Source organism: Pseudomonas sp. B7, assembly GCF_016735645.1.
GTDB lineage: Bacteria > Pseudomonadota > Gammaproteobacteria > Pseudomonadales > Pseudomonadaceae > Aquipseudomonas > Aquipseudomonas glycinae.
Genome location: NZ_JAERRE010000011.1, coordinates 157,078 through 175,546, shown reverse-complemented (window position 1 = coordinate 175,546; position 18,469 = coordinate 157,078). Strand labels below are relative to the sequence as shown.

The following is an 18,469-nucleotide window of genomic DNA, read 5'->3' as shown; positions in this document are numbered from 1 at the left end:
CCCGATGCGCGCTCTACTCGTGCTGTTCAGCCTGATGCTGTCGATGTCGTTATCGGCGGCGGAAAAACTGCCGGTGGTCACCAGTTTCAGTATCCTTGCCGACATGGTGCATCAGGTCGGCGGCGAGCATATCCAGATCACCAACATGGTCGGCCCTGACGCCGATGCCCACACTTACGAACCGACGCCGGATGACGCCAAGGCCCTGCTCAAGGCGAAACTGATCGTAAAGAACGGGCTGGGTTTCGAGCCCTGGCTGGATCGGCTGGTCGCCAGCACCGACACCAGAGCCCCGGTGATCAGCGCCAGTCGCGGCGTGATTCCGCGCTCGCTGGATGAGGACGGCGAAACCGTCCCCGACCCTCACGCGTGGCACAACCTGGCGAATGCCGAGCTGTACGTCGCCAACATCACCAAAGCGCTGATCGCTGCTGACCCGGCCAACAAAGCTGACTACGAGCGCAACAGCCAGGCTTACCTGAAACAGATCTACGCCCTCCTCGCCCAAGCGAAAGCCAAGCTCGGTTCACTGCCGCCGGGCAACCGCAAGATCGTTACCAGCCACGACGCCTTCGGTTATCTCGGTCAGGCCTACGGCATCGACTTCATGGCGCCACAAGGTCTGTCCACCGAACGCGAACCCTCCGCTGCCGAAGTCGCCGCGCTGATCACCCAGATTCGCCAGGCCAAGGTCAAAGCGGTGTTCATGGAAAACATCAAGGACGCGCGCCTGCTGAAACAGATTGCCGACGAAAGCGGCGCACACATCGGCGGCACGCTGTACTCCGACGCCCTCGCCGCCAGCGGCCCGGCCAGCACCTTCACCGGGCTGTTCGAATACAACCTCAACACCCTTTACCAAGCCCTGAGCCAACCATGATCCGTAAAAATCCTTCCGGTGATTTGCCACAGATTGCCGAGTCTGCCTACGTCGATAAAACCGCGATCATCTGCGGCAAAGTGGTGATCGGCGAAAACGTGTTCGTCGGCCCGTACGCGGTGATCCGCGCTGATGAAGTGGACGCCACGGGCGAGATGGAACCGATCACCATCGGCGCCAATTCGAACATCCAGGACGGCGTGGTGATCCACTCCAAATCCGGCGCGGCGGTGACCATCGGCGAATTCAGCTCGATCGCCCACCGCTCGATCGTGCATGGCCCGTGCACGGTCGGCGACCGGGTGTTCATCGGTTTCAACAGCGTTCTGTTCAACTGCGTGGTCGGCAACGGTTGCGTAGTGCGCCACAACTCGGTGGTCGACGGTCGGGATCTGCCGGACGCGTTCTACGTGCCCTCCACCACCCGCATCGGCCCGGGCACCGACCTCTCACAATTCCCGCCAGTGAGCGTCAGCGCTTCGGAGTTTTCCGAAGACGTGGCGCGCACCAACGTCGACCTGGTGCGCGGCTACAAAGCCCTGCAGAACGAGTTCTGAATCATGAGCAGTGTGCTGATTCGCAATGCGCGGCTGGTGAACGAGGGGCGTGAGTTCGACGCCGATCTGTTGGTCAGCAACGGGCGCATCGTCAAGATCGCCGGCAGCATCGAAGGTGAAAACGCGACCCGGGAAATCGACGCCAACGGCCAATGGCTGCTGCCGGGAATGATTGACGACCAGGTGCATTTCCGTGAGCCGGGTGCGCCGGCCAAGGGCAGTATCCACACCGAATCCCGTGCAGCCGTGGCCGGGGGCATCACCAGTTTCATGGACATGCCGAACACCAACCCTGCCACCCTGACCCTTGACGCGCTGGCCGACAAAAAGCGCCGGGCAGCGATCAGCTCGGTGGCCAACTACGGTTTTCACTTTGGCGTCAGTCACGACAATCTGGACACGGTCGCAGCACTCAACCCGAGCGAAGTGGCCGGGGTCAAAGTGTTCATGGGCGCGTCCACCGGCAACATGCTGGTGGACGACCCGCACACCCTCGAGCGCCTGTTCGCTGAAGTGCCGACGATTCTGCTGGCCCACTGTGAACACACACCGAGCATCGAGGCGAATGCCACAAACCTGCGCGAACGCTTCGGCAACCAACTGCCGCCCGATGCCCACGCGCAGATCCGCAATGCCGACAGCTGCTTTCGTTCATCGTCTCTGGCGGTGGATCTGGCCCGACGTCACGGCACTCGCCTGCACGTCCTGCACCTGACCACGGCCCGCGAGCTGGCCCTGTTCGAAGATAAACCGCTGACGCAAAAACGCATCACCGCCGAAGTCTGCCTGCACCATTTACTGTTCGATGACCGTGACTATCCGAACCTCGGCAACCTGATCAAATGCAACCCGGCGATCAAATCCCAGAGCGATCGTGACGCTCTGCGCCAGGCACTGCTGAGCAATCGACTGGACGTGATCGGCAGCGATCACGCACCGCATACCTGGGCAGAAAAACAGCAAGCGTATGAGCAGGCACCGTCCGGGCTGCCACTGGTGCAGCACGCTCTGCCGGCGTTGTTGGAACTGGTGGCGGATGGCGTGCTGCCGATCACCACGCTGGTGGCCAAGATCAGTCACCGGGTTGCGGATCTGTTTGCCATTCCGGATCGAGGCTATTTGCGTGAGGGGTATTGGGCGGATCTGGTGTTGATTCAACCGGAGCCAAAAGGTGTCGCGGTTTCACGCCAGCTGGTTCTGTCGCAATGCGGCTGGACGCCGTTCGCTCAGCGCAGCTTTCGGCATAGGGTCAGCACGACGATAGTGTCGGGGCAGATTGCATGGCATGACCAACGGATCCATGACAATTGCCAGGGATTGCCGCTGCGGTTCATGCGCTGAAAAAAAACCGCCTCCACTCGATGTGGAGGCGGTTTCGACAGTGACGTTACGCTCGCGGTTTGACTGTGCCGCAATCCTGACCCAACCAGACTGCCCGGGTTTCCAGACTGCCCTTCTGGTTGATCCCGATGGCATTGAAAGTACCGTTGGCGACGGTGGTGAACTCACGGTCACTGAGGAACGTCGCGACGCCGGTGCCCTGGGCTTTCGGGCAACTGAAGCGGAATTTCCACTGGTTGCCGACACGCTCGGTGATCTGCTGTTTGCAGCCCGACTGCGGATCCGCCAGCGGAATATCGTTGGTCGCCACCTGCTGCGGCGTCAGGCAGGCGCGGATGCCCTTGCCGCCGATGTTGATCCCCTGCTTCTCCAGTTCAGCCCGCTGCTGCGGGGTGATCTGGCCTTGAATCTGACCGAGGATCGATTGCACATCCATCACCTGATCGTCGACCTTCACATTGCTCGACGTCATTTCCCACAATCCCGGCTGCAGCATTTGCGCCTGAGCAACCACCGGCAAGGCCAAACCCAGGCCCAGCGCTAAACCCAGCAGACGAACGTTCATTGAAAAACTCCTGATCAGTAGTGGCCGTTAGACGCCGGCCGTCTGTTTCGGTTCATGACCGGCGCTGGCAGCTTGAAAACAAATAGCGACAATCGCCATGGAACATGGTCTGTTAAGCATTGAATCTTCAGGAGCAAGGTTGCCCCATGGATTATTTCGGACCGCACATTTTCGGTTATCTGATCGCCCTGATACACACCCTCGGCTCGATCGCCGCGATCCATGCCGTATTGACCGTCCGCACCGCCCAAGGCTCGATCGCCTGGGCGCTGTCGCTGATCTTCATTCCCTACCTCACCCTGATTCCTTATCTGGTGTTCGGCCGCAGCACCTTCGATGGCTACATCAAGGCCCGCCGCCAGGCCAACGAACAGATGCGCCAGGCGATTTCCGAACTCAACTGGCGGCCGTGGGTGGAAGAAGCCCTGACCGCCCGCGCCTCGAATGCTTACGACTCATTGCGAGCGATGCCGAAGCTGGGACGCATGCCGTGCCTGGCCAACAATGAAGTGCGATTGCTGATCAACGGTGCCGCCACCTTCGAGGCGATTTTCCACGCAATCGACCAGGCGCGGGAAGCGGTGCTGATCCAGTTTTTCATCATTCACGACGATCGTCTTGGTCAGCGCCTACGCGACCTGCTGCTGAAAAAAGCGGCCGAAGGCGTGGTGATTCATTTGCTCTACGACCGCATCGGCAGCCACGCCCTGCCCCACAGCTACGTGCAAGCGCTGCGCGATGGCGGTGTCGAGGTCAAGGCGTTCGCCACCCGCAGCGGCTGGCTCAATCGTTTCCAGGTGAATTTCCGCAACCACCGCAAGATCGTGGTGGTCGACGGGCTGATCGGGTTTGTCGGCGGGCACAACGTAGGCGACGAATACATGGGTGAAAAACCACCGCTGGCACCGTGGCGCGACACCCACGTCCAGGTGCGCGGCCCGGTGGTGGCGTGCATGCAGGAGTCATTTGCCGAAGACTGGTTCTGGGCCGCGCGGTCATTGCCGCCGCTGATCCTGCCGGACGCGTACCCAGAGGACGGCGTGCTTTGCCAATTGCTCGCCAGCGGCCCGGCGGATGCTTACGAAACCTGCTCGCTGTTCTTCGTTGAGGCCATACACGCCGCCACCGAACGCGTGTGGATCACCAGCCCCTACTTCATTCCTGACGAAGCCGTGTTCGCGGCGTTGCGCCTCGCAGTTTTGCGCGGGGTCGACGTGCGCCTGTTGCTGCCTTCGCGTCCCGACCACCGCATCGTCTACGCAGCCTCCAGCCTGTACGCCTTCGAAGCGGTACGCGCCGGCGTGCGGGTATTCCGCTATGAACCGGGTTTTCTGCATCAGAAGGTGGTGTTGATCGACAGTGAAATCAGCGCCATCGGCAGCGCCAATCTGGACAATCGTTCGTTCCGGCTTAATTTCGAGGTGATGCTGCTGACCGTCGACAGCGAATTCGCCGCCAGCGTGGAACAGATGCTCAACGACGACTTCGCCCAGGCCTACGAGGTCGCCAAAGAAGAAAGCCGGGAGATCCACCGCCTGCAACAGGTCGGCATGCGGATCGCCCGGCTGATTTCACCGATTCTATAGGTTCAAGGGTTGTAGATGTCGTCCCGGGTCCATGGCAGTTCATGGCTGCCGTCGGCATGGGCCTTCACGGCGAGGATCTGGTGCAGATTGATCCAGCCGCGAGCGAACGCATAAGCGCAGCCCGCCAGGTACAGACGCCAGATGCGCAGCGCCTGATCCGGCACCAGTTTCGCAGCGGCTTCGAGGTTGTCCTCCAGCCGTTCGCTCCAGTGGTCCAGGGTACGCGCGTAATGCAGGCGCAGACTCTCGACGTCGACGATCTCCAGACCCGCTTCGCTGATCTCAGCCGAGATCATCGCCAAATGCGGCAACTCGCCGTTGGGGAACACGTACTTCTCGATGAAATCCCCGGCACCGCGTCCCACCGGGCGGCCATCGGTGTGCTTGGCGGTGATGCCATGGTTCATCACCAGACCGCCCTCTTTCACCGCGCCGAACAGGGTTTTGCAGTATTCGGCGAGGTTGGCGTGTCCGACATGTTCGAACATGCCGACGCTGACCACTTTGTCGAAACGCCCGTCCTGGGGCAGATCGCGGTAGTCGAGCAGTTGCAGTTCGATCTGATCTTCCAGCCCCTCGGCTTTGACCCGCTCGCGGGCCAGGGCCAGTTGCTCTTTGCTCAGGGTGATACCGAAGACCTTGGCGCCAAACTCTCGGGCGGCGTACCGCGCCAGCCCGCCCCAACCGCAACCAACGTCCAGCAGATAGTCGCCGGGCTGCAGGCGCAGCTTGCGGCACAGGTGCCGGAACTTGGCTTGCTGGGCTTGCTCCAGGGATTCGCTGCCGGTTTCGAAATACGCGCAGGAATACGCCATGTCGCTGTCCAGCCACAGCTGGTAGAACGCGTTGGACAGGTCGTAATGGTAGGAAATGGCTTTGGCGTCGGTTTCCTTGTCGTGGAGCGTGCGCACCGGCTGACTGTCATCGTCTTCATCGAGTAGCGCGGAGCTCAGCTCATCGCACACCCGGATGACTTCGCTGATCGAGCCCTCCAGCTCGAGCTTGCCCTCGACGAACGCCGCCCCCAGCGCGTCGAGACTTGGATGAGTCAACTGGGACACCATCAACGGGTCCTTGACCACGATGGTGACACTGGGCGTCGGGCCCAGATTGAATTCATGGCCGTCCCAGAGTCGCAGGCGAAGCGGAAGCTGCAGATTCTGTAAGGCCGGTGGAAGTTGCGCGAGCATGGAATATCCCCCTGGTTTCAGACGTCTGATCTGAGGGTAGACCATCCTTGAAAATTAGCAGGCTATCGATTTGATAGTCGCCGACTATCAGCCGCAGTGGCTGTAATGGCGCTGTCATCCCTGGTTCAGTGCGCCTTCTCAAATGACTGCGAGAGCGGCGCACAGTTCGAAAATTGATCAGTCCGACGCTTTCAGCTTCAGCAGTGGTTCCTGAAAACGCAGCAGGCGTCCGGCATTGCCCAGCACCAACAGCGTGCTCAGGTTGTGCAGCAATGCGGCGATCATCGCCCCCGCCGCACCGAGCCAGCCGAAAGCAGCGAACACCACGATGGCCAGCGTCCAGCCCAGACCGATGATTACGTTAACTTGTAAAGTCCGTCGGCACTGACGACTCAGGCGCACACAGGTGCCGAGCCGACGCAGGTCACTGCCAATCAGCACAATGTCGGCGGACGCCAGCGCGATGTCTGCGCCGCCCGCGCCCATCGCCACTCCGACCACGCCCGCCTTGAGCGCCAGCGAATCGTTGATCCCGTCGCCGACCACCATCGGCCGGAAGCCGTTGTCGATTTCCTTGAGCACTCGGTTGAGTTTGTCTTCGGGCAACGCCTGGGCTTCGACTTCGTGCAGGCCGACATCCTTGGCCAGTGTCTGCGCGACGCTTTGCCGGTCGCCGGTCAACAGCAGTTGTCGTCCCAATCCGAGGTCACGCAGTTCACTCAGGGCAAATCGAGCTTCCGGTTTGACGGTGTCGGCCAGCAACAGCCAGGCAAGGAATTCGCCGTTCAGCGCCAACCCGGCAATCGGGCCATCGTGTTCGGGGATCGCCGTGGTCGGGATGCCCAACTGTGCAAACAGCTCCGGGCGCCCGAGCGCTGCTTCACCTTGCGCGGTCTTGGCCACTACGCCCAACCCCTGCCGCTCATGAATATCGGTCAGCACCAGCACCTCTTCCGCGCTGACCAGTCCGGCCAGCGCGCGGCTGACCGGATGGCTGCTCGCCGCACCCAGGCTTGCAGCCAGCGCCATCACCGACCCATGATCCGCTCGCGGGCTGTTGATCGACTGCAAGCGCAGCGTGCCGTACGTCAGGGTTCCGGTCTTGTCGACGACCAGCGAAGTGAGATCCGCCAATTCCTCAAGGAATGCCGAACTGCGGATCAGGATCCCGTGCCGCGCCGCCACTGCCACCCCGGCAATCGCCGTGGCCGGCGCCGAAAACACCAGCGCGCATGGGCATGCCGCCACCAGCACCGCGAGCATCGCCTGTGCATCGTTGGTGATAAACCAGGTCACCGCCGCGAGCAACAACACCAGCACCATGTAACTGCCGGCATAGCGTTCGAGCAAACGCGTAATCGGCGGTTTGGAGCGTTCAGCGTTCTGCATCAGCGCGATGACTTTGCCGAGGGTCGATTCATCCCCGGTACGGGTCACTTCGATTCGCAACAGCCCGTCGAGGTTGATCGCACCGCCGAACACCGCCATGCCGACACCCGCCTCCACCGGCACCGATTCACCGGTGATCGACGCCGTGTCGAGGCTGGCCTGGCCGGATAAAACCCGACCGTCCGCCGGCACCCGATCCCCGGCGCGCACTTCCACTTTGTCTCCAGCTTTGAGCGTGCCGTTGTCGACCTCGATGATCGAGCCGTCCGCCTGCACCTTGCGCGCATGGCTGCGCGTCAGTTGGCCGAGGGCATGAATCGCTTCCTGGGAGCCGATCACACTGCGCTCTTCCAGCACGTGGCCGAAGATCATGATGATCGGCAACAGCGCTGCCGTGAGCAGATCGCCCGTGGCCCAGGCCCCGATCATCGCCAGGGCGATCAACTGATCGGTGATGCCGTGCAGGCTCGGATAACGCAGGCTGAACCAGGCCGAACGCATTACCGGCACCGCGACTAATAAAGAAGCGAATCCGAGCAACAACTGACTGACGCCCGACTGTTCCGGCATCAACCAGCGCCAGATCAACCCCAGACCAAGCAAGCCGAGGGCGAGCATCGCCAGGGTCAACTGGCGGGCGGCGCGGCGTTGTTCGGCCGAGGACAACAGGCTCGGAGCTGAGGTAGTGGCAGTCATTTACTGGCTCCCTGAATGATCAGGCGGGAATCGTCTTTCGGATCGACCGTGGTGACCGAACCGGCCTGCCCGAGAATCTTCGGCATCCGCTCACGGTACAGACGCAGCAGCATTTGCGGGTCCGTACCCTGCTGTTGCGCCTTGGCCAGGCTCAACACCGTCGCCGTGTCGGCGGAGGCCTTGGCCAGGCGCTCACCGGCCTGGGCGTGGGCGACTTGCAGGGTGCGGTCGGCCTGTTCGTTGGCGGACTGGGTAAGTTTCTCGGCCTCGGTGCGGGCATTGGCAACCGCCTTGTCGGCTTGCTGGCTGGCAGTGAGGACGGCGTTGAACGCACTCACCGCCGGTTCCGGCAGACTCGATTGCACATCGACCCGCGCCACTTCGATGCCGATGCCCTGCCCGCTCGCCTTCAACTCGGCGAGACGTCGGTTGATGCCTTGCACCAGATCACCGCGCAACCGTTCGCGGCGTTCGGCCGCCTGATTATCAGCGCCGATCAACTCCGGCCGCGCCACCAGAATGGTGTCCAGATCCCGCGCCGCCGTCAGTGCGACTGCGCTGCGCGTTACCACTCGATCCAGCGCCGGCAACACATGCTCGCCTTGCAGCACGAAGTCATAGGGATCGGTGACCTTGTAGAACACCCGCACATCCAGCTGCACGACACCGGCATCACCGGTGAGCAGATAACCGGAGCCGGCCAGCGCATCGCTCAGCGGCGTAGCGAAGGTTGCAACGCGATCTGCCTGCACGGCCTGATCACTGCGCAGCAGATTTTCCACCCGCCGCTCGATGACCCGATCAGCCGCCGGCAACAAAACCACCTGTTCGAACGGCTGCGGCCAGGCCAACAACAAGCCGGCATTCTGAATGCGATCCAGCGCTCCGAAATGCAAAACCACCGCGCGGTTTTGCGGATCGATCTGCCGGACATTGGAAAATGCCCAGGCTAATGCCGCCAGAACGGTTACCGCGTAAAGGGCAAAGAATGCCAGACGTCCCGCCTGAATCCACGGACTGTTCAGCGAATGTGTTCCACGTGGAACTTCATTCATGGCTGCGATCCGCTTTTGTTGTCGAGATTCGGCGGACCGTCGACCAACACCCGGAATGGCGCGGCGTCGGTGCGCAGGATCAGTTTGGTGTCTGGCGAAACGATAGTGCCGAGGGTGTCCAGCGAACGAAGCAAGTTATACAGCTGCGGCGAACCGGCGTAAGCACGCCCGTAAATCTGCGCCGCTTCCACCCGCGATTGGGCTTCGATATCGGCGGCTTTCACCGTGGCATCGGCTTGCACGATTCGCGCATCGCGTTCGGCGGCGGAGCGGATCTGCGCCGCTTCACGTTTGCCGATGGCAGTGCGTTCGGTGGCGATGGTTTCACGCTCTGCGCGCATCCGGTCAACCGTTGCGGTCAGGGTCACCGATGGCAATGTCAGCCGTTCGATGCCCACCTGCACCACGCGAACGCCATAAGTGGCGAGCAGTTGCTGATCGATTTGCTGACGCAACTGCGCTTCAAAATCGGCGATTCGAACCTGACTGGCATCGGTATTGACCAGATTGGCCAGATCAAAACTGCTGGCCGTGGTTTCCAGTGCCGAGCCGACAAACGTGCGAATCTGCCGCGCCGCTTCGTCCGGCTGGTTCTGCACGGCGCGCATGAAGCGCTGCACGTTGTCGGGATCGCCCTGCACCTGCCAGGCCACGTACGCCTGCACGATGATGCGCAGGCCGTCGCGGGTGCCGACATCCTGCAAGCCGCTGGAGGTCGTGCGCAAACGCAGATCCACCGGAATCGCTGCTTCGAACGGCGCCGGCCAACGCCAGCTCAGTCCCGGTTCCAGCAACACGCGGGACGGGTTGCCGAACCGGGTGATGACCGTGGCTTCACCGGAGCGCACTTGCACCAGGCTCGCCGCCGCGATGGCGAACGCCACCAGCAACGCTGCCCAGCCACTGCGTTTCCACGGAAAAGGCCCCGCCTCTTCCGGCGCACCGTGGTGATGGTGATGATGCCCGTGATGGTGATGACCGCCGCCATGAGCATGATCGTGGCCGCTGTGGTCATGGTGATCGTGAGTGTGCGACTGGCTCAATGGGTGGCTCCTGGCTGAGCGGTGGTGCGCGCCGGATCTGCCGGCAGCGTGAACGTACGCAGGTCGATGGTCGGTGCGTTACTGCTGCCGCCCAGACGATGGTCGAGTACCAAAAGTTTGGCTTTGCTCAAACCCTGGCTGAGTTGGCTGAGGTATTGCTCCAGCAGGAAGGCCTGGCCTGCGCTGGCGTAAGCCTTTTGTTCAGCGCTGAATTTCAGATCCGCCGCCCGGGCCGTGGCGTTGATTTCATGGGCGTTGGCACTGGCCTGATCCCGAGCGAGGCTGGCCTGCAACTGCGCCTGATTACTCGCTTCGGCAGCGGCACCGCGCTCGCGGGAGATCAACGCCTGAGCACCGATCTGAGCCGCCTGCACGCTGTGATAGGCATTGGCCGCCCCGGCCGGCGGGTGAATCGCTTCGACCACCGTGGCGAGAATTTCCACACCGCTGTCGAGCTTCTGCAGGTCGCTTTGCACGGCGCGGCCGATTTCTTCGGCGAGCCCGGTCCTGTCCTCGCCGAGCAATCCGTCGAGGGTACGCGAGGCAAAGTCATGCACCAGAATCCGGCTGGCGGTGCTGCGGATCAGCGTGGGCACATCGGCGCTGTTGTAAGTGGCGGCCAGCGCGGCTTGATCGCTCAGGCCGATGCGGTAGACGAAGCGCACGTCCATGTTGACGATCTGAAAGCTCTGCTGATCGCCCCGGCTGCTGGCGATCACCTGTGACTTGTCATTGACGTGGCTGGCGTCCCACAAACGGTTGGCGGTGAGTGGCGCCGGGCCTTCTGCCGGGTCCAACTGCACGGGCGCCGGGTTCTCGCCGACGCTGGTCGCCAGTTCATGCACCACGCCGTTTTCAACACTCAGCACCCGCCCCAGCGGCCAGGGCAAACCGGCGTGCAGCCCCGGCCCGAACACCTGCACCGGTTTGCCGAAACGCTCGTAAATGCCACGGCTTTGCATCGGAATTTCGTGAAGGCCGGTGAGCAACCAGCCTACCGCTGCCACCAGTACCAACGCCGGCAAGAACGCGCGACGCATGTAACTGAAGGCCCAGATCTGACGCAGATCGATGCCGAAGCGGTTATGCAACTCATGCTGCAACGCGAGCAACGGTTGTGGCGGCCAGCGCAGCAGATCGGCGACGAAACTGCGCGCCAGCAGCACCGGTTCGAGTTGTTCACGGCGCGGGCTGAACAACGACAGCAGCGCACGCAGCAGCAATTCCAGGGCAACCAGCCCCGGCAAAATGCCAATCAACACTGCCAGCCGCACCGGCCAGATTGCACTGTCACTGACGAACAACAAACACAACGCGCCCAGCACCAGACTGATGATTGCCACTCGAGTCAGCTGCGCCAGCGCTCCGGCCTCGGGCCATTGCGCCGGATTTTCCTGGGCCAGCTGTCGCTCCAGCACCAGCAGACCGAACGCCAAGAGCAACGCGATGGCCGCGCCGACCGTGGCGGACACCCCCACACCCGCCGCCGGCAGCGTCAGATTCCACGTCTGTTCGACGCTCAGCAGCACCAGCAACGACCACCCGCCCAGCCACAACGTGGCTGCGCCGATCTGCCCGAGCAGTTGCAGACTGCGCTGGCTCATCCGATCCAACAGTCGCTCGTACCAGCCTTCTGGCGCAGGTTCTTCAGCAGCCGTCATCGGCACGACGGGATTGATCACCCGCGCCCGCCATTGCGTCACCCACCACGCCGATTGCAGGCTAGCCACCAGCACCAGCAACGCCGCGCTCTGATTGACCAGCAGCGCGGGCCACAGCGATTGCGGCGCAAACAGTCCGACAAAAAACGCCAGCACCCACCCTGCCCCGGCCAACGCACCCAGACCGATCGCCAGGCGACGCAAACGCCGGCCCTGCGTCGCCGCTTGCTGAAAGCGCGGCAACCCGGTGACCGGCGTGCCTTCATCCAGATCGACTTGCATATCCCCCCAAAACACTTGGCTCACTGCACATATCGTTACGATATAACGAAAGTCGTGAAATATTTGTACTCATTTGCATCATTCAAAGATGCGCAACCTGTCGCTTGCCTGAAGCCTTGACCGAAATGTCGGGAAACGCTCATATTACGTTCGTAATTTTTAGCACGAACTACTTTTACTGATCCGCATCCTTCAGCCAGGAGCAAGAGCATGAGCAACTATGACGTGGTGATTCTGGGCGGTGGCCCCGGCGGTTATAACGCAGCGATCCGCGCCGGCCAGTTGGGCCTCAAGGCCGCGTGCGTCGAGGGCCGCGCCACGCTGGGTGGCACCTGCCTGAACGTCGGCTGCATGCCGTCCAAGGCGCTTTTGCATGCGTCAGAGCTCTACGAAGCGGCGCTGGGCGCGGAGTTCGCCAACCTCGGCATCGAAGTCAAACCCACGCTCAACCTTGCGCAAATGATGAAGCAGAAAGACGAAAGCGTGAGCGGCCTGACCAAAGGCATTGAATTCCTGTTCCGCAAAAACAAGGTCGACTGGATCAAGGGCTGGGGCCACATCGACGGCCCCGGAAAAGTCAGCGTGACCGGTGATCAGGGCAGCCGCATCGAACTGACGGCCAAGGACATCGTCATCGCCACCGGCTCCGAACCCACTCCCCTGCCCGGCGTGGAGATCGACAACAAGCGCATCCTCGACTCGACCGGTGCGCTGTCCTTGAGCGAAGTGCCCAAGCATCTGGTGGTGATTGGTGCAGGCGTGATCGGCCTCGAACTCGGTTCGGTCTGGCGCCGGCTCGGCGCGCAGGTGACGGTTGTGGAATACCTCGACCGCATCTGCCCCGGCGTCGACGGCGAAGCCGGCAAAACTCTGCAACGCTCGCTGAGCAAACAGGGCATCAGCTTCAAGCTGAGCTCGAAAGTGACCAGCGCCACTTCATCGGCCAACGGCGTACAACTCAGCGTGGAGCCCGCCGCTGGCGGCAGCGCGGAAATCCTTGAAGCCGATTACGTGCTGGTGGCCATCGGTCGTCGTCCGTACACCCAGGGCCTGGGCCTGGAAAACGTCGGCCTGAGCACCGACAAACGCGGCATGCTCGCCAATAAACAGCATCGCACTGAAGCGCCTGGCGTGTGGGTGATCGGTGACGTGACCTCCGGGCCGATGCTCGCGCACAAGGCCGAAGACGAAGCCATGGCCTGCATCGAACAGATCGTCGGCAAGGCCGGCGAGGTCAATTACGACCTGATTCCCAACGTGATCTACACCCGCCCCGAGCTGGCCAGCGTCGGCAAGACCGAAGAGCAGCTGAAGGCGGAAGGCCGGGCGTACAAGGTCGGCAAATTCCCGTTCACCGCCAACAGCCGGGCGAAGATCAATCACGAGACCGAAGGCTTCGCCAAAGTCATCGCCGATGAGCGCACCGACGAAGTCCTCGGCGTGCACCTGGTCGGCCCGAGCGTCAGCGAAATGATCGGCGAGTTCTGCGTGGCCATGGAGTTCAGCGCCTCGGCCGAGGACATCGCGCTGACCTGTCACCCGCATCCAACCCGCTCCGAAGCGTTGCGTCAGGCAGCGATGAATGTCGAGGGGATGGCGACGCAGATGTAAGCACTGTGCGAATACTTCCCGCGCAATGCGGGAAGTATCAGGACGGCAGATGCCCCAGCGGCAACGCGCCGGGTGTCTTCACCGTGTGGATCGCAAAATTGCTGCGGATATCGCTCACTCCCGGCAGCTTCAACAGGCAACCGGTGAGAAAGCGGTCATAGGCGCGCAGATCCGGCACCACCACTTGCAGCAGAAAGTCCGATTCCCCGGACACCAGAAACGCCGAAATCACCTCCGGTAACGCCGTGACCGCCCGATGAAACGCCTCGGCCTGTTCGTCGTTGTGCCGCTCGACCTTGACCCCGACAAACACCGTCAGCCCCAACCCCACTTCATCACGATCCAGGTTGGCCTGATAACCGCGAATCACCCCGGCCTCCTCCAGCATTCGCACCCGGCGCAGGCACGGCGATGCCGACAGACCGATTTCGTCGGCCAACTGCACGTTGCTCAGGCGCCCGTCCCGTTGCAGCGCGGCGAGAATCTTGCGGTCGAAGGCATCGAGTTTCATGGTTGGCAGATCCTGATGGTTTACGCAGTGAAAGAGCGCAGATTATGCCAATTCAGAGGCCTTTAGAAGCTGACTACGCAACCACCTGCCCTGCCTTTCGGCCCTAGACTGAGGCGACCGAATCGACAACGAAAGGGGTGCGACATGGCAAGTCTCTGGCTGTTTTTCCTGGCGCTGGCAGTGGTCTTTCTGTTGCCCGGCCCGGACATGATCCTGCTGTTGCAAACCGGTGCCCGTCAGGGACGCGGCGCAGCGCTGGCCACGGCGGTGGGTCTTGCGATTGCCCGAGGTTGCCACGTCGCGTTAGCAGCATTGGGGCTGGCGGCGCTGTTCAAGGCGGCGCCGTGGACGTTCGATGCCGTGCGGATTGCCGGCGCGGCGTACTTGCTGTGGATCGGCATTCAATGCCTGCGCACCACGTTGCTGCCGGATCTGAACGCCGGCACCCTCACGGACAGTCATGCGAAGTGGTACGCCGCCATCCGTCGCGGCCTGTTGACCAACCTGCTCAACCCGAAAGCGTTGCTGTTCTGCTCGGTGTTGCTGCCGCAGTTCATCGTGGCAAATGGCGCACCGGTGCTGACGCAATTCGCCGTGCTTGGCGCGATGCTGGTGGGCGCCGGTCTGTTGTTCGACAGCGCCTACGCCCTGACCGGCGCTGCGCTGGGCCGCTGGCTGAAACACAGCCCGACGGCCCAACGGGTGCAACAGTGGCTGTTCGGCAGCCTGTTGATCGGCTTCGCCGTGCGCCTGACCTTCGTCCAGCAGGCTTAGGCTTTGCGGGCCTTGCGCTGGCGGCGGGTGATCAGCAACAACGCCACAGCGGTGAGGGCTACGATCGCTCCGATCTGAACCGGCCACTTGTACGGCCGCAGTGTCGAACGCACCGAGTCGGTCACCTGAGTGACGTAGCGCTTGTCGGCACTTTCGAAGTCCGGATAAGGACACTGATGGCCGAAATCTACGGCCCACGGCACGTACGGCCCTTCGTCGACATAGCGTTTGTACAAGGCGCTCTGCTCTTCCAGGCTGCTGTTCCAGCCCGCCGCCGAGCACAACACAGCGGCGAACGCCTGGCTGGTGTGCGGCAGATTGTCTGCCGCACGGCTGGCCAGCGCCGTGGCGACAAAACGATAGTGATAACGCTCATCCGGCTGCGCTTCACTGGTCTTCTGACGTTGCACTTCGGCTTCGCTGACCAGCGGGCCGACTTTCAGCTCGGTCTTTTCCAGGCTGTAGTTGCCGCCGAAGGTCGCGTAATCCGGGGCCATTTCGTAGCCCAGGATGTCCATGCCCCACTCACGGGCCGTCCACGCGGCATTGAACAGCGCGCTGGCACGCTTGGTCGGCCACCAAGCCGAGTCGGCCTTGAGACGTTGCTGGCCATAGAGCCGGGCCTTGTTCTGCAGATCAGCATTGTCGAAATAACCGACCGCTTCTTCGTAATGCCCCTCACGCAACAGGCGCCGACCCAGCAGATTGCGCAGGCTGGCGGCCACTGGCAGTGGCACGTAATTGTCGCGATCCTGCTGGCTCAGCGCGGGCGGTGCCGGGACGTTGGTATCGACATAGTTTTTCAGCTCATCGACCGTCAGCACTCGCTCGGCCACGGTCGCAGCGTCGAACCAGTAAATATGCTGGCTGCGATACAACTGGTCGAAAGCCTGCAGGTACTCGCCACGTTGCAGCGCAAGAATTGCGCTTTCACCTTCGACCCGGCATTTGGGCTGCACGGTTTCGAGATTCCAGTCGGCGGTGCGCCGCTCGCCCCAGGATTCGCCCTGCGGGAACGCTTGCGCAGCCTTCGCGTAGGCCGCAGCCGCTGCGTTCCGGTCGCCATCGCGCACCGCCAGTTTTGCCCGCAGCCACCACGCCAGACCGCTGTCGCCAGCGTGTTCGAGGAACGCCTTGGCGCTGGCGTAATCACCCTGTTGATAATTCATCGCCGCCAGTCGATCGGCGTTATCGAGGCTGCCGCGCGTGCTCGCTTGCAGGGCCTTGACCAGCTTCTTCTCGTTCGGCGGTTCATCGCCGAACGACCAGCCAATGCGGCTAATCAGCGAGGCGGTCACCAGTTGCTGCACCGCTTCGCGGCGCAGCAATTTCGCCAGCCGATCTTCGGGCTCCTCGGCCAGTTCGTTCATCAACTGCTTCAGCGAGGTGTAACCGACGTTCGAGCCGTGCAGGTTTTGCGCGGCATACAGCTTGATGGCGTTGTTCCAGTCACCCGCCATGCGCAGCGCCCGCGCCTCTTCGCCGAGGCTGGCCACGCCCAGCTCCAGCGGATCGCTGAAGCCGTCGATGCTCAGTTGCCGCGCCTGGCGGAACGCGTCGATAGCGTTTTCCCAGGCTTCGAGCGCGTCGCCCGCTTCGCTGCTCATGGCAAAGTACGCTCGGCCCAGAGAATAGGCAGCCCAGGTGCTGCGCAACGCCCGCTGATCGGCCGGCAGCGCCAGCAACTGACGGAAATACTCGACCGCCAGTTGATGGTCACCGGCGCCGAACGCCACCGCGCCCGCCACATACAGACGCAGTTCCGCCGGCAGGCTCGCGCCCTGCACGTCAACCTGATGCGCATCGGTCAGGCTGCGCAGTTGCTTGACCAGCGCTTGCTGTTCAGGGGTCAGGCCGATCTGCTCGGCCTTGTCGCGCACCTCGGCGGGATCTGGCGCCTCGGCGTAGATGTCATCCGGATTGTGGGTGGCGGCGGTAACGTTCTTCAGCCCGGCAATGGTTTTGCCGAGGCGACTGATCTCGAACCTGAAGTTGCCCTCCGGCAGCTCCGCCAGCGATTGCCCGCGATCGTCGAGCAGGCGCATCGGGAAGTCCGGGCCACAGGCCAGCGCCGAGCCCAGCGGCAGGCTGAGGCTCAGGCAAAGCAGATGGCGGGGCCAGTTACGGGTCAACATGCGAACCTCCTTGATCAATATTTGCGCAGCGTGCCCAACCGATCGCCCGCTGCCCGCCCGCCGGCAGGCGGCCGTCGCGCAGGCGGGTGAAGGTAAGCAGATCCGCCGTCTGTTGCAACGCATAACCGGCGAGCGCATCGGCCCCTTCGCAGCCCCGGGCCTGGATGGTGATGCGGGCGGGCCAGGCGCTGTCGAGGTTACCGACATTACGCAGGGCGATGTCTTGCAGGCCATTCTGATTGGTGAACGTCAGGCCGAGCTGGCTGCTCAATGCATCGCCTCGGGCGACCGCACGCAGCGTGCTCAGGCTCCAGGCTCTGCGATCGTTGGCCAACGGCAGGCGAAACCAGATCAGACCGGCCAGATGCGCCGGGCGATCCTCGCGAAGTTCAATGGCCAGCCGGCCCAGTTGTTGCGGATCGGCGAGCAATTCGCGCCGCTGGCCACCGCGCTCGAGCGGCACTTCGCTTTCCACCACCGGGGCGCCATCGGCCTCCGGCAACAACGCCACGCCATAAGCCGGCAGCGCCAGGTAAAACGGTTTGTCGGTCACCCGCCCCCAGGCCTTGGCCCAGCGCCGCGCCTGCTCGGGATCGAACAGACCGCGACGCGGATCGCTGACGGCATGCACCTGCAACACGCTGCTGTCGACGGTCGCCAGCAGCGCCGGCAACTGCGGACTGTCGAGCCAGGCGGGCAACGCAGTGATGCTCAGAGGCAGGTTGGCCGGCAATGCGCCGCGCAAGTGAGTGAGAAATTCGGTGTAAGCGGACAGTCGAGCACTGCCGGCGTCATGATCGATCTCGACCCCGGCCAGCGTGAGCCCCTGCCCTTGCCAGTCAGCGAGCACTTGAAGGATTTGCGCCGTAACCGCTTGCGGGTCGAGCGCCTTGAGCTGGCCGTCGAGGCGAATCACCGCGATCAACGGCCGGGCATCGTGTTTCAGCAGCGCGGTATCGATTCGTGCCCGGCTCCATCCGGCATTCGGGAACGCCTGCAACGCCAAGACCCGCAACGTCGAAAAGTCGCTGCGACTGTCGTTCAGGGCTAGCTCATGGGCCGGCGTCCATTGCCGTTGCCAGACGTAAAGCTGCTGGTCGAGCGGCACTGCGTCCTGTCGTTCACAAGCACACAGCAACAACATAGCGACCAGAGCTGCCCACCCGATGATAAAGCGCATACCTTGCAGATCC

The 18,469-nt window shown here is 62.6% G+C and carries 15 protein-coding genes; 6 read left to right on the top strand and 9 right to left on the bottom strand.

Annotated features, from left to right (window positions below):
• Window positions 1-4: 4 nt before the first annotated feature.
• The 3 genes from JKA62_RS23765 to JKA62_RS23755 are packed head-to-tail and all read left to right on the top strand — an operon-like array spanning window position 5 to window position 2,778.
• Entirely contained in the window at window positions 5-880 is an 876-nt protein-coding gene (locus JKA62_RS23765; protein ID WP_201819733.1) for a metal ABC transporter substrate-binding protein, read from the top strand.
• The gene (locus JKA62_RS23760) at window positions 877-1,437 is read left to right on the top strand and encodes a gamma carbonic anhydrase family protein (protein WP_011336655.1); all 561 of its coding nucleotides are present in this window, start codon (window positions 877-879) and stop codon (window positions 1,435-1,437) included. The genes JKA62_RS23765 and JKA62_RS23760 overlap by 4 nt, the downstream gene beginning before the upstream one ends.
• Before the next feature lie 3 nt (window positions 1,438-1,440).
• On the top strand, window positions 1,441-2,778 hold the full coding sequence (locus tag JKA62_RS23755; RefSeq protein WP_201819731.1) for a dihydroorotase: 1,338 nt from the start codon (window positions 1,441-1,443) through the stop codon (window positions 2,776-2,778).
• Window positions 2,779-2,824: 46 nt separating this feature from the next.
• Here JKA62_RS23755 and JKA62_RS23750 read toward each other — a convergent pair whose 3' ends face one another.
• Entirely contained in the window at window positions 2,825-3,343 is a 519-nt protein-coding gene (locus JKA62_RS23750; RefSeq protein ID WP_007954220.1) for a DUF3617 domain-containing protein, read from the bottom strand.
• 146 nt (window positions 3,344-3,489) lie between these two features.
• Between JKA62_RS23750 and cls the strand changes: the two genes are divergently transcribed.
• Entirely contained in the window at window positions 3,490-4,929 is a 1,440-nt protein-coding gene (cls, locus tag JKA62_RS23745) for a cardiolipin synthase (RefSeq protein WP_011336657.1), read from the top strand.
• A gap of 2 nt (window positions 4,930-4,931) precedes the next feature.
• Here the strand turns inward: cls and cfaB are convergent, their stop codons facing one another.
• From cfaB to hflK (JKA62_RS23720), 5 genes are all read right to left on the bottom strand, one after another.
• Window positions 4,932-6,119, bottom strand: a complete 1,188-nt coding sequence (gene cfaB, locus JKA62_RS23740) for a C17 cyclopropane fatty acid synthase CfaB (RefSeq protein WP_011336658.1) — start codon at window positions 6,117-6,119, stop codon at window positions 4,932-4,934.
• A 177-nt stretch (window positions 6,120-6,296) separates the two neighbouring features.
• A complete protein-coding gene (locus tag JKA62_RS23735) occupies window positions 6,297-8,204 on the bottom strand; it encodes a heavy metal translocating P-type ATPase (protein WP_201819728.1) in 1,908 nt (635 codons plus the stop codon).
• Complete coding sequence (hflK, locus tag JKA62_RS23730) at window positions 8,201-9,259, bottom strand: protease modulator HflK (protein ID WP_011336660.1); 1,059 nt, start codon at window positions 9,257-9,259, stop codon at window positions 8,201-8,203. The genes JKA62_RS23735 and hflK (JKA62_RS23730) overlap by 4 nt, the downstream gene beginning before the upstream one ends.
• Complete coding sequence (gene hflC, locus JKA62_RS23725) at window positions 9,256-10,302, bottom strand: protease modulator HflC (RefSeq protein WP_201819725.1); 1,047 nt, start codon at window positions 10,300-10,302, stop codon at window positions 9,256-9,258. The genes hflK (JKA62_RS23730) and hflC overlap by 4 nt, the downstream gene beginning before the upstream one ends.
• Window positions 10,299-12,245, bottom strand: a complete 1,947-nt coding sequence (gene hflK / locus JKA62_RS23720; RefSeq protein WP_201819836.1) for a protease modulator HflK — start codon at window positions 12,243-12,245, stop codon at window positions 10,299-10,301. The genes hflC and hflK (JKA62_RS23720) overlap by 4 nt, the downstream gene beginning before the upstream one ends.
• Window positions 12,246-12,455: 210 nt before the next feature.
• On the opposite strand from hflK (JKA62_RS23720), the gene lpdA reads away from it, so the two are divergent.
• A complete protein-coding gene (gene lpdA, locus JKA62_RS23715) occupies window positions 12,456-13,856 on the top strand; it encodes a dihydrolipoyl dehydrogenase (protein ID WP_011336663.1) in 1,401 nt (466 codons plus the stop codon).
• A gap of 37 nt (window positions 13,857-13,893) precedes the next feature.
• Here the strand turns inward: lpdA and JKA62_RS23710 are convergent, their stop codons facing one another.
• Window positions 13,894-14,367 carry an Lrp/AsnC family transcriptional regulator gene (locus JKA62_RS23710; RefSeq protein WP_007954205.1) on the bottom strand — a complete coding sequence of 158 codons (474 nt, stop codon included), beginning with the start codon at window positions 14,365-14,367 and terminating at the stop codon, window positions 13,894-13,896.
• A gap of 144 nt (window positions 14,368-14,511) precedes the next feature.
• On the opposite strand from JKA62_RS23710, the gene JKA62_RS23705 reads away from it, so the two are divergent.
• The gene (locus tag JKA62_RS23705) at window positions 14,512-15,141 is read left to right on the top strand and encodes a LysE family translocator (RefSeq protein WP_201819723.1); all 630 of its coding nucleotides are present in this window, start codon (window positions 14,512-14,514) and stop codon (window positions 15,139-15,141) included.
• On the opposite strand, the gene JKA62_RS23700 is transcribed toward JKA62_RS23705, so the two are convergent.
• Window positions 15,138-17,276 carry a hypothetical protein gene (locus tag JKA62_RS23700; protein ID WP_201819720.1) on the bottom strand — a complete coding sequence of 713 codons (2,139 nt, stop codon included), beginning with the start codon at window positions 17,274-17,276 and terminating at the stop codon, window positions 15,138-15,140. The genes JKA62_RS23705 and JKA62_RS23700 overlap by 4 nt on opposite strands.
• The gene (locus tag JKA62_RS23695) at window positions 17,263-18,456 is read right to left on the bottom strand and encodes a DUF3142 domain-containing protein (RefSeq protein WP_011336666.1); all 1,194 of its coding nucleotides are present in this window, start codon (window positions 18,454-18,456) and stop codon (window positions 17,263-17,265) included. Before JKA62_RS23695 ends, JKA62_RS23700 begins: the two co-directional genes overlap by 14 nt.
• Between the last annotated feature and the right edge of the window lie 13 nt (window positions 18,457-18,469).

What these genes read in the sequence shown, in the direction of transcription:
- cls (WP_011336657.1), top strand. Translation starts at nt 3,490, where the DNA reads ATGGATTATTTCGGACCGCACATTTTCGGTTATCTGATCGCCCTGATA.
- JKA62_RS23710 (WP_007954205.1), bottom strand. Translation starts at nt 14,367, where the DNA reads ATGAAACTCGATGCCTTCGACCGCAAGATTCTCGCCGCGCTGCAACGG.
- JKA62_RS23695 (WP_011336666.1), bottom strand. Translation starts at nt 18,456, where the DNA reads ATGCGCTTTATCATCGGGTGGGCAGCTCTGGTCGCTATGTTGTTGCTG.
- hflK (WP_201819836.1), bottom strand. Translation starts at nt 12,245, where the DNA reads ATGCAAGTCGATCTGGATGAAGGCACGCCGGTCACCGGGTTGCCGCGC.
- JKA62_RS23735 (WP_201819728.1), bottom strand. Translation starts at nt 8,204, where the DNA reads ATGACTGCCACTACCTCAGCTCCGAGCCTGTTGTCCTCGGCCGAACAA.
- JKA62_RS23765 (WP_201819733.1), top strand. Translation starts at nt 5, where the DNA reads ATGCGCGCTCTACTCGTGCTGTTCAGCCTGATGCTGTCGATGTCGTTA.
- JKA62_RS23750 (WP_007954220.1), bottom strand. Translation starts at nt 3,343, where the DNA reads ATGAACGTTCGTCTGCTGGGTTTAGCGCTGGGCCTGGGTTTGGCCTTG.
- JKA62_RS23705 (WP_201819723.1), top strand. Translation starts at nt 14,512, where the DNA reads ATGGCAAGTCTCTGGCTGTTTTTCCTGGCGCTGGCAGTGGTCTTTCTG.
- cfaB (WP_011336658.1), bottom strand. Translation starts at nt 6,119, where the DNA reads ATGCTCGCGCAACTTCCACCGGCCTTACAGAATCTGCAGCTTCCGCTT.
- JKA62_RS23700 (WP_201819720.1), bottom strand. Translation starts at nt 17,276, where the DNA reads ATGTTGACCCGTAACTGGCCCCGCCATCTGCTTTGCCTGAGCCTCAGC.
- JKA62_RS23755 (WP_201819731.1), top strand. Translation starts at nt 1,441, where the DNA reads ATGAGCAGTGTGCTGATTCGCAATGCGCGGCTGGTGAACGAGGGGCGT.
- JKA62_RS23760 (WP_011336655.1), top strand. Translation starts at nt 877, where the DNA reads ATGATCCGTAAAAATCCTTCCGGTGATTTGCCACAGATTGCCGAGTCT.
- hflK (WP_011336660.1), bottom strand. Translation starts at nt 9,259, where the DNA reads ATGAATGAAGTTCCACGTGGAACACATTCGCTGAACAGTCCGTGGATT.
- lpdA (WP_011336663.1), top strand. Translation starts at nt 12,456, where the DNA reads ATGAGCAACTATGACGTGGTGATTCTGGGCGGTGGCCCCGGCGGTTAT.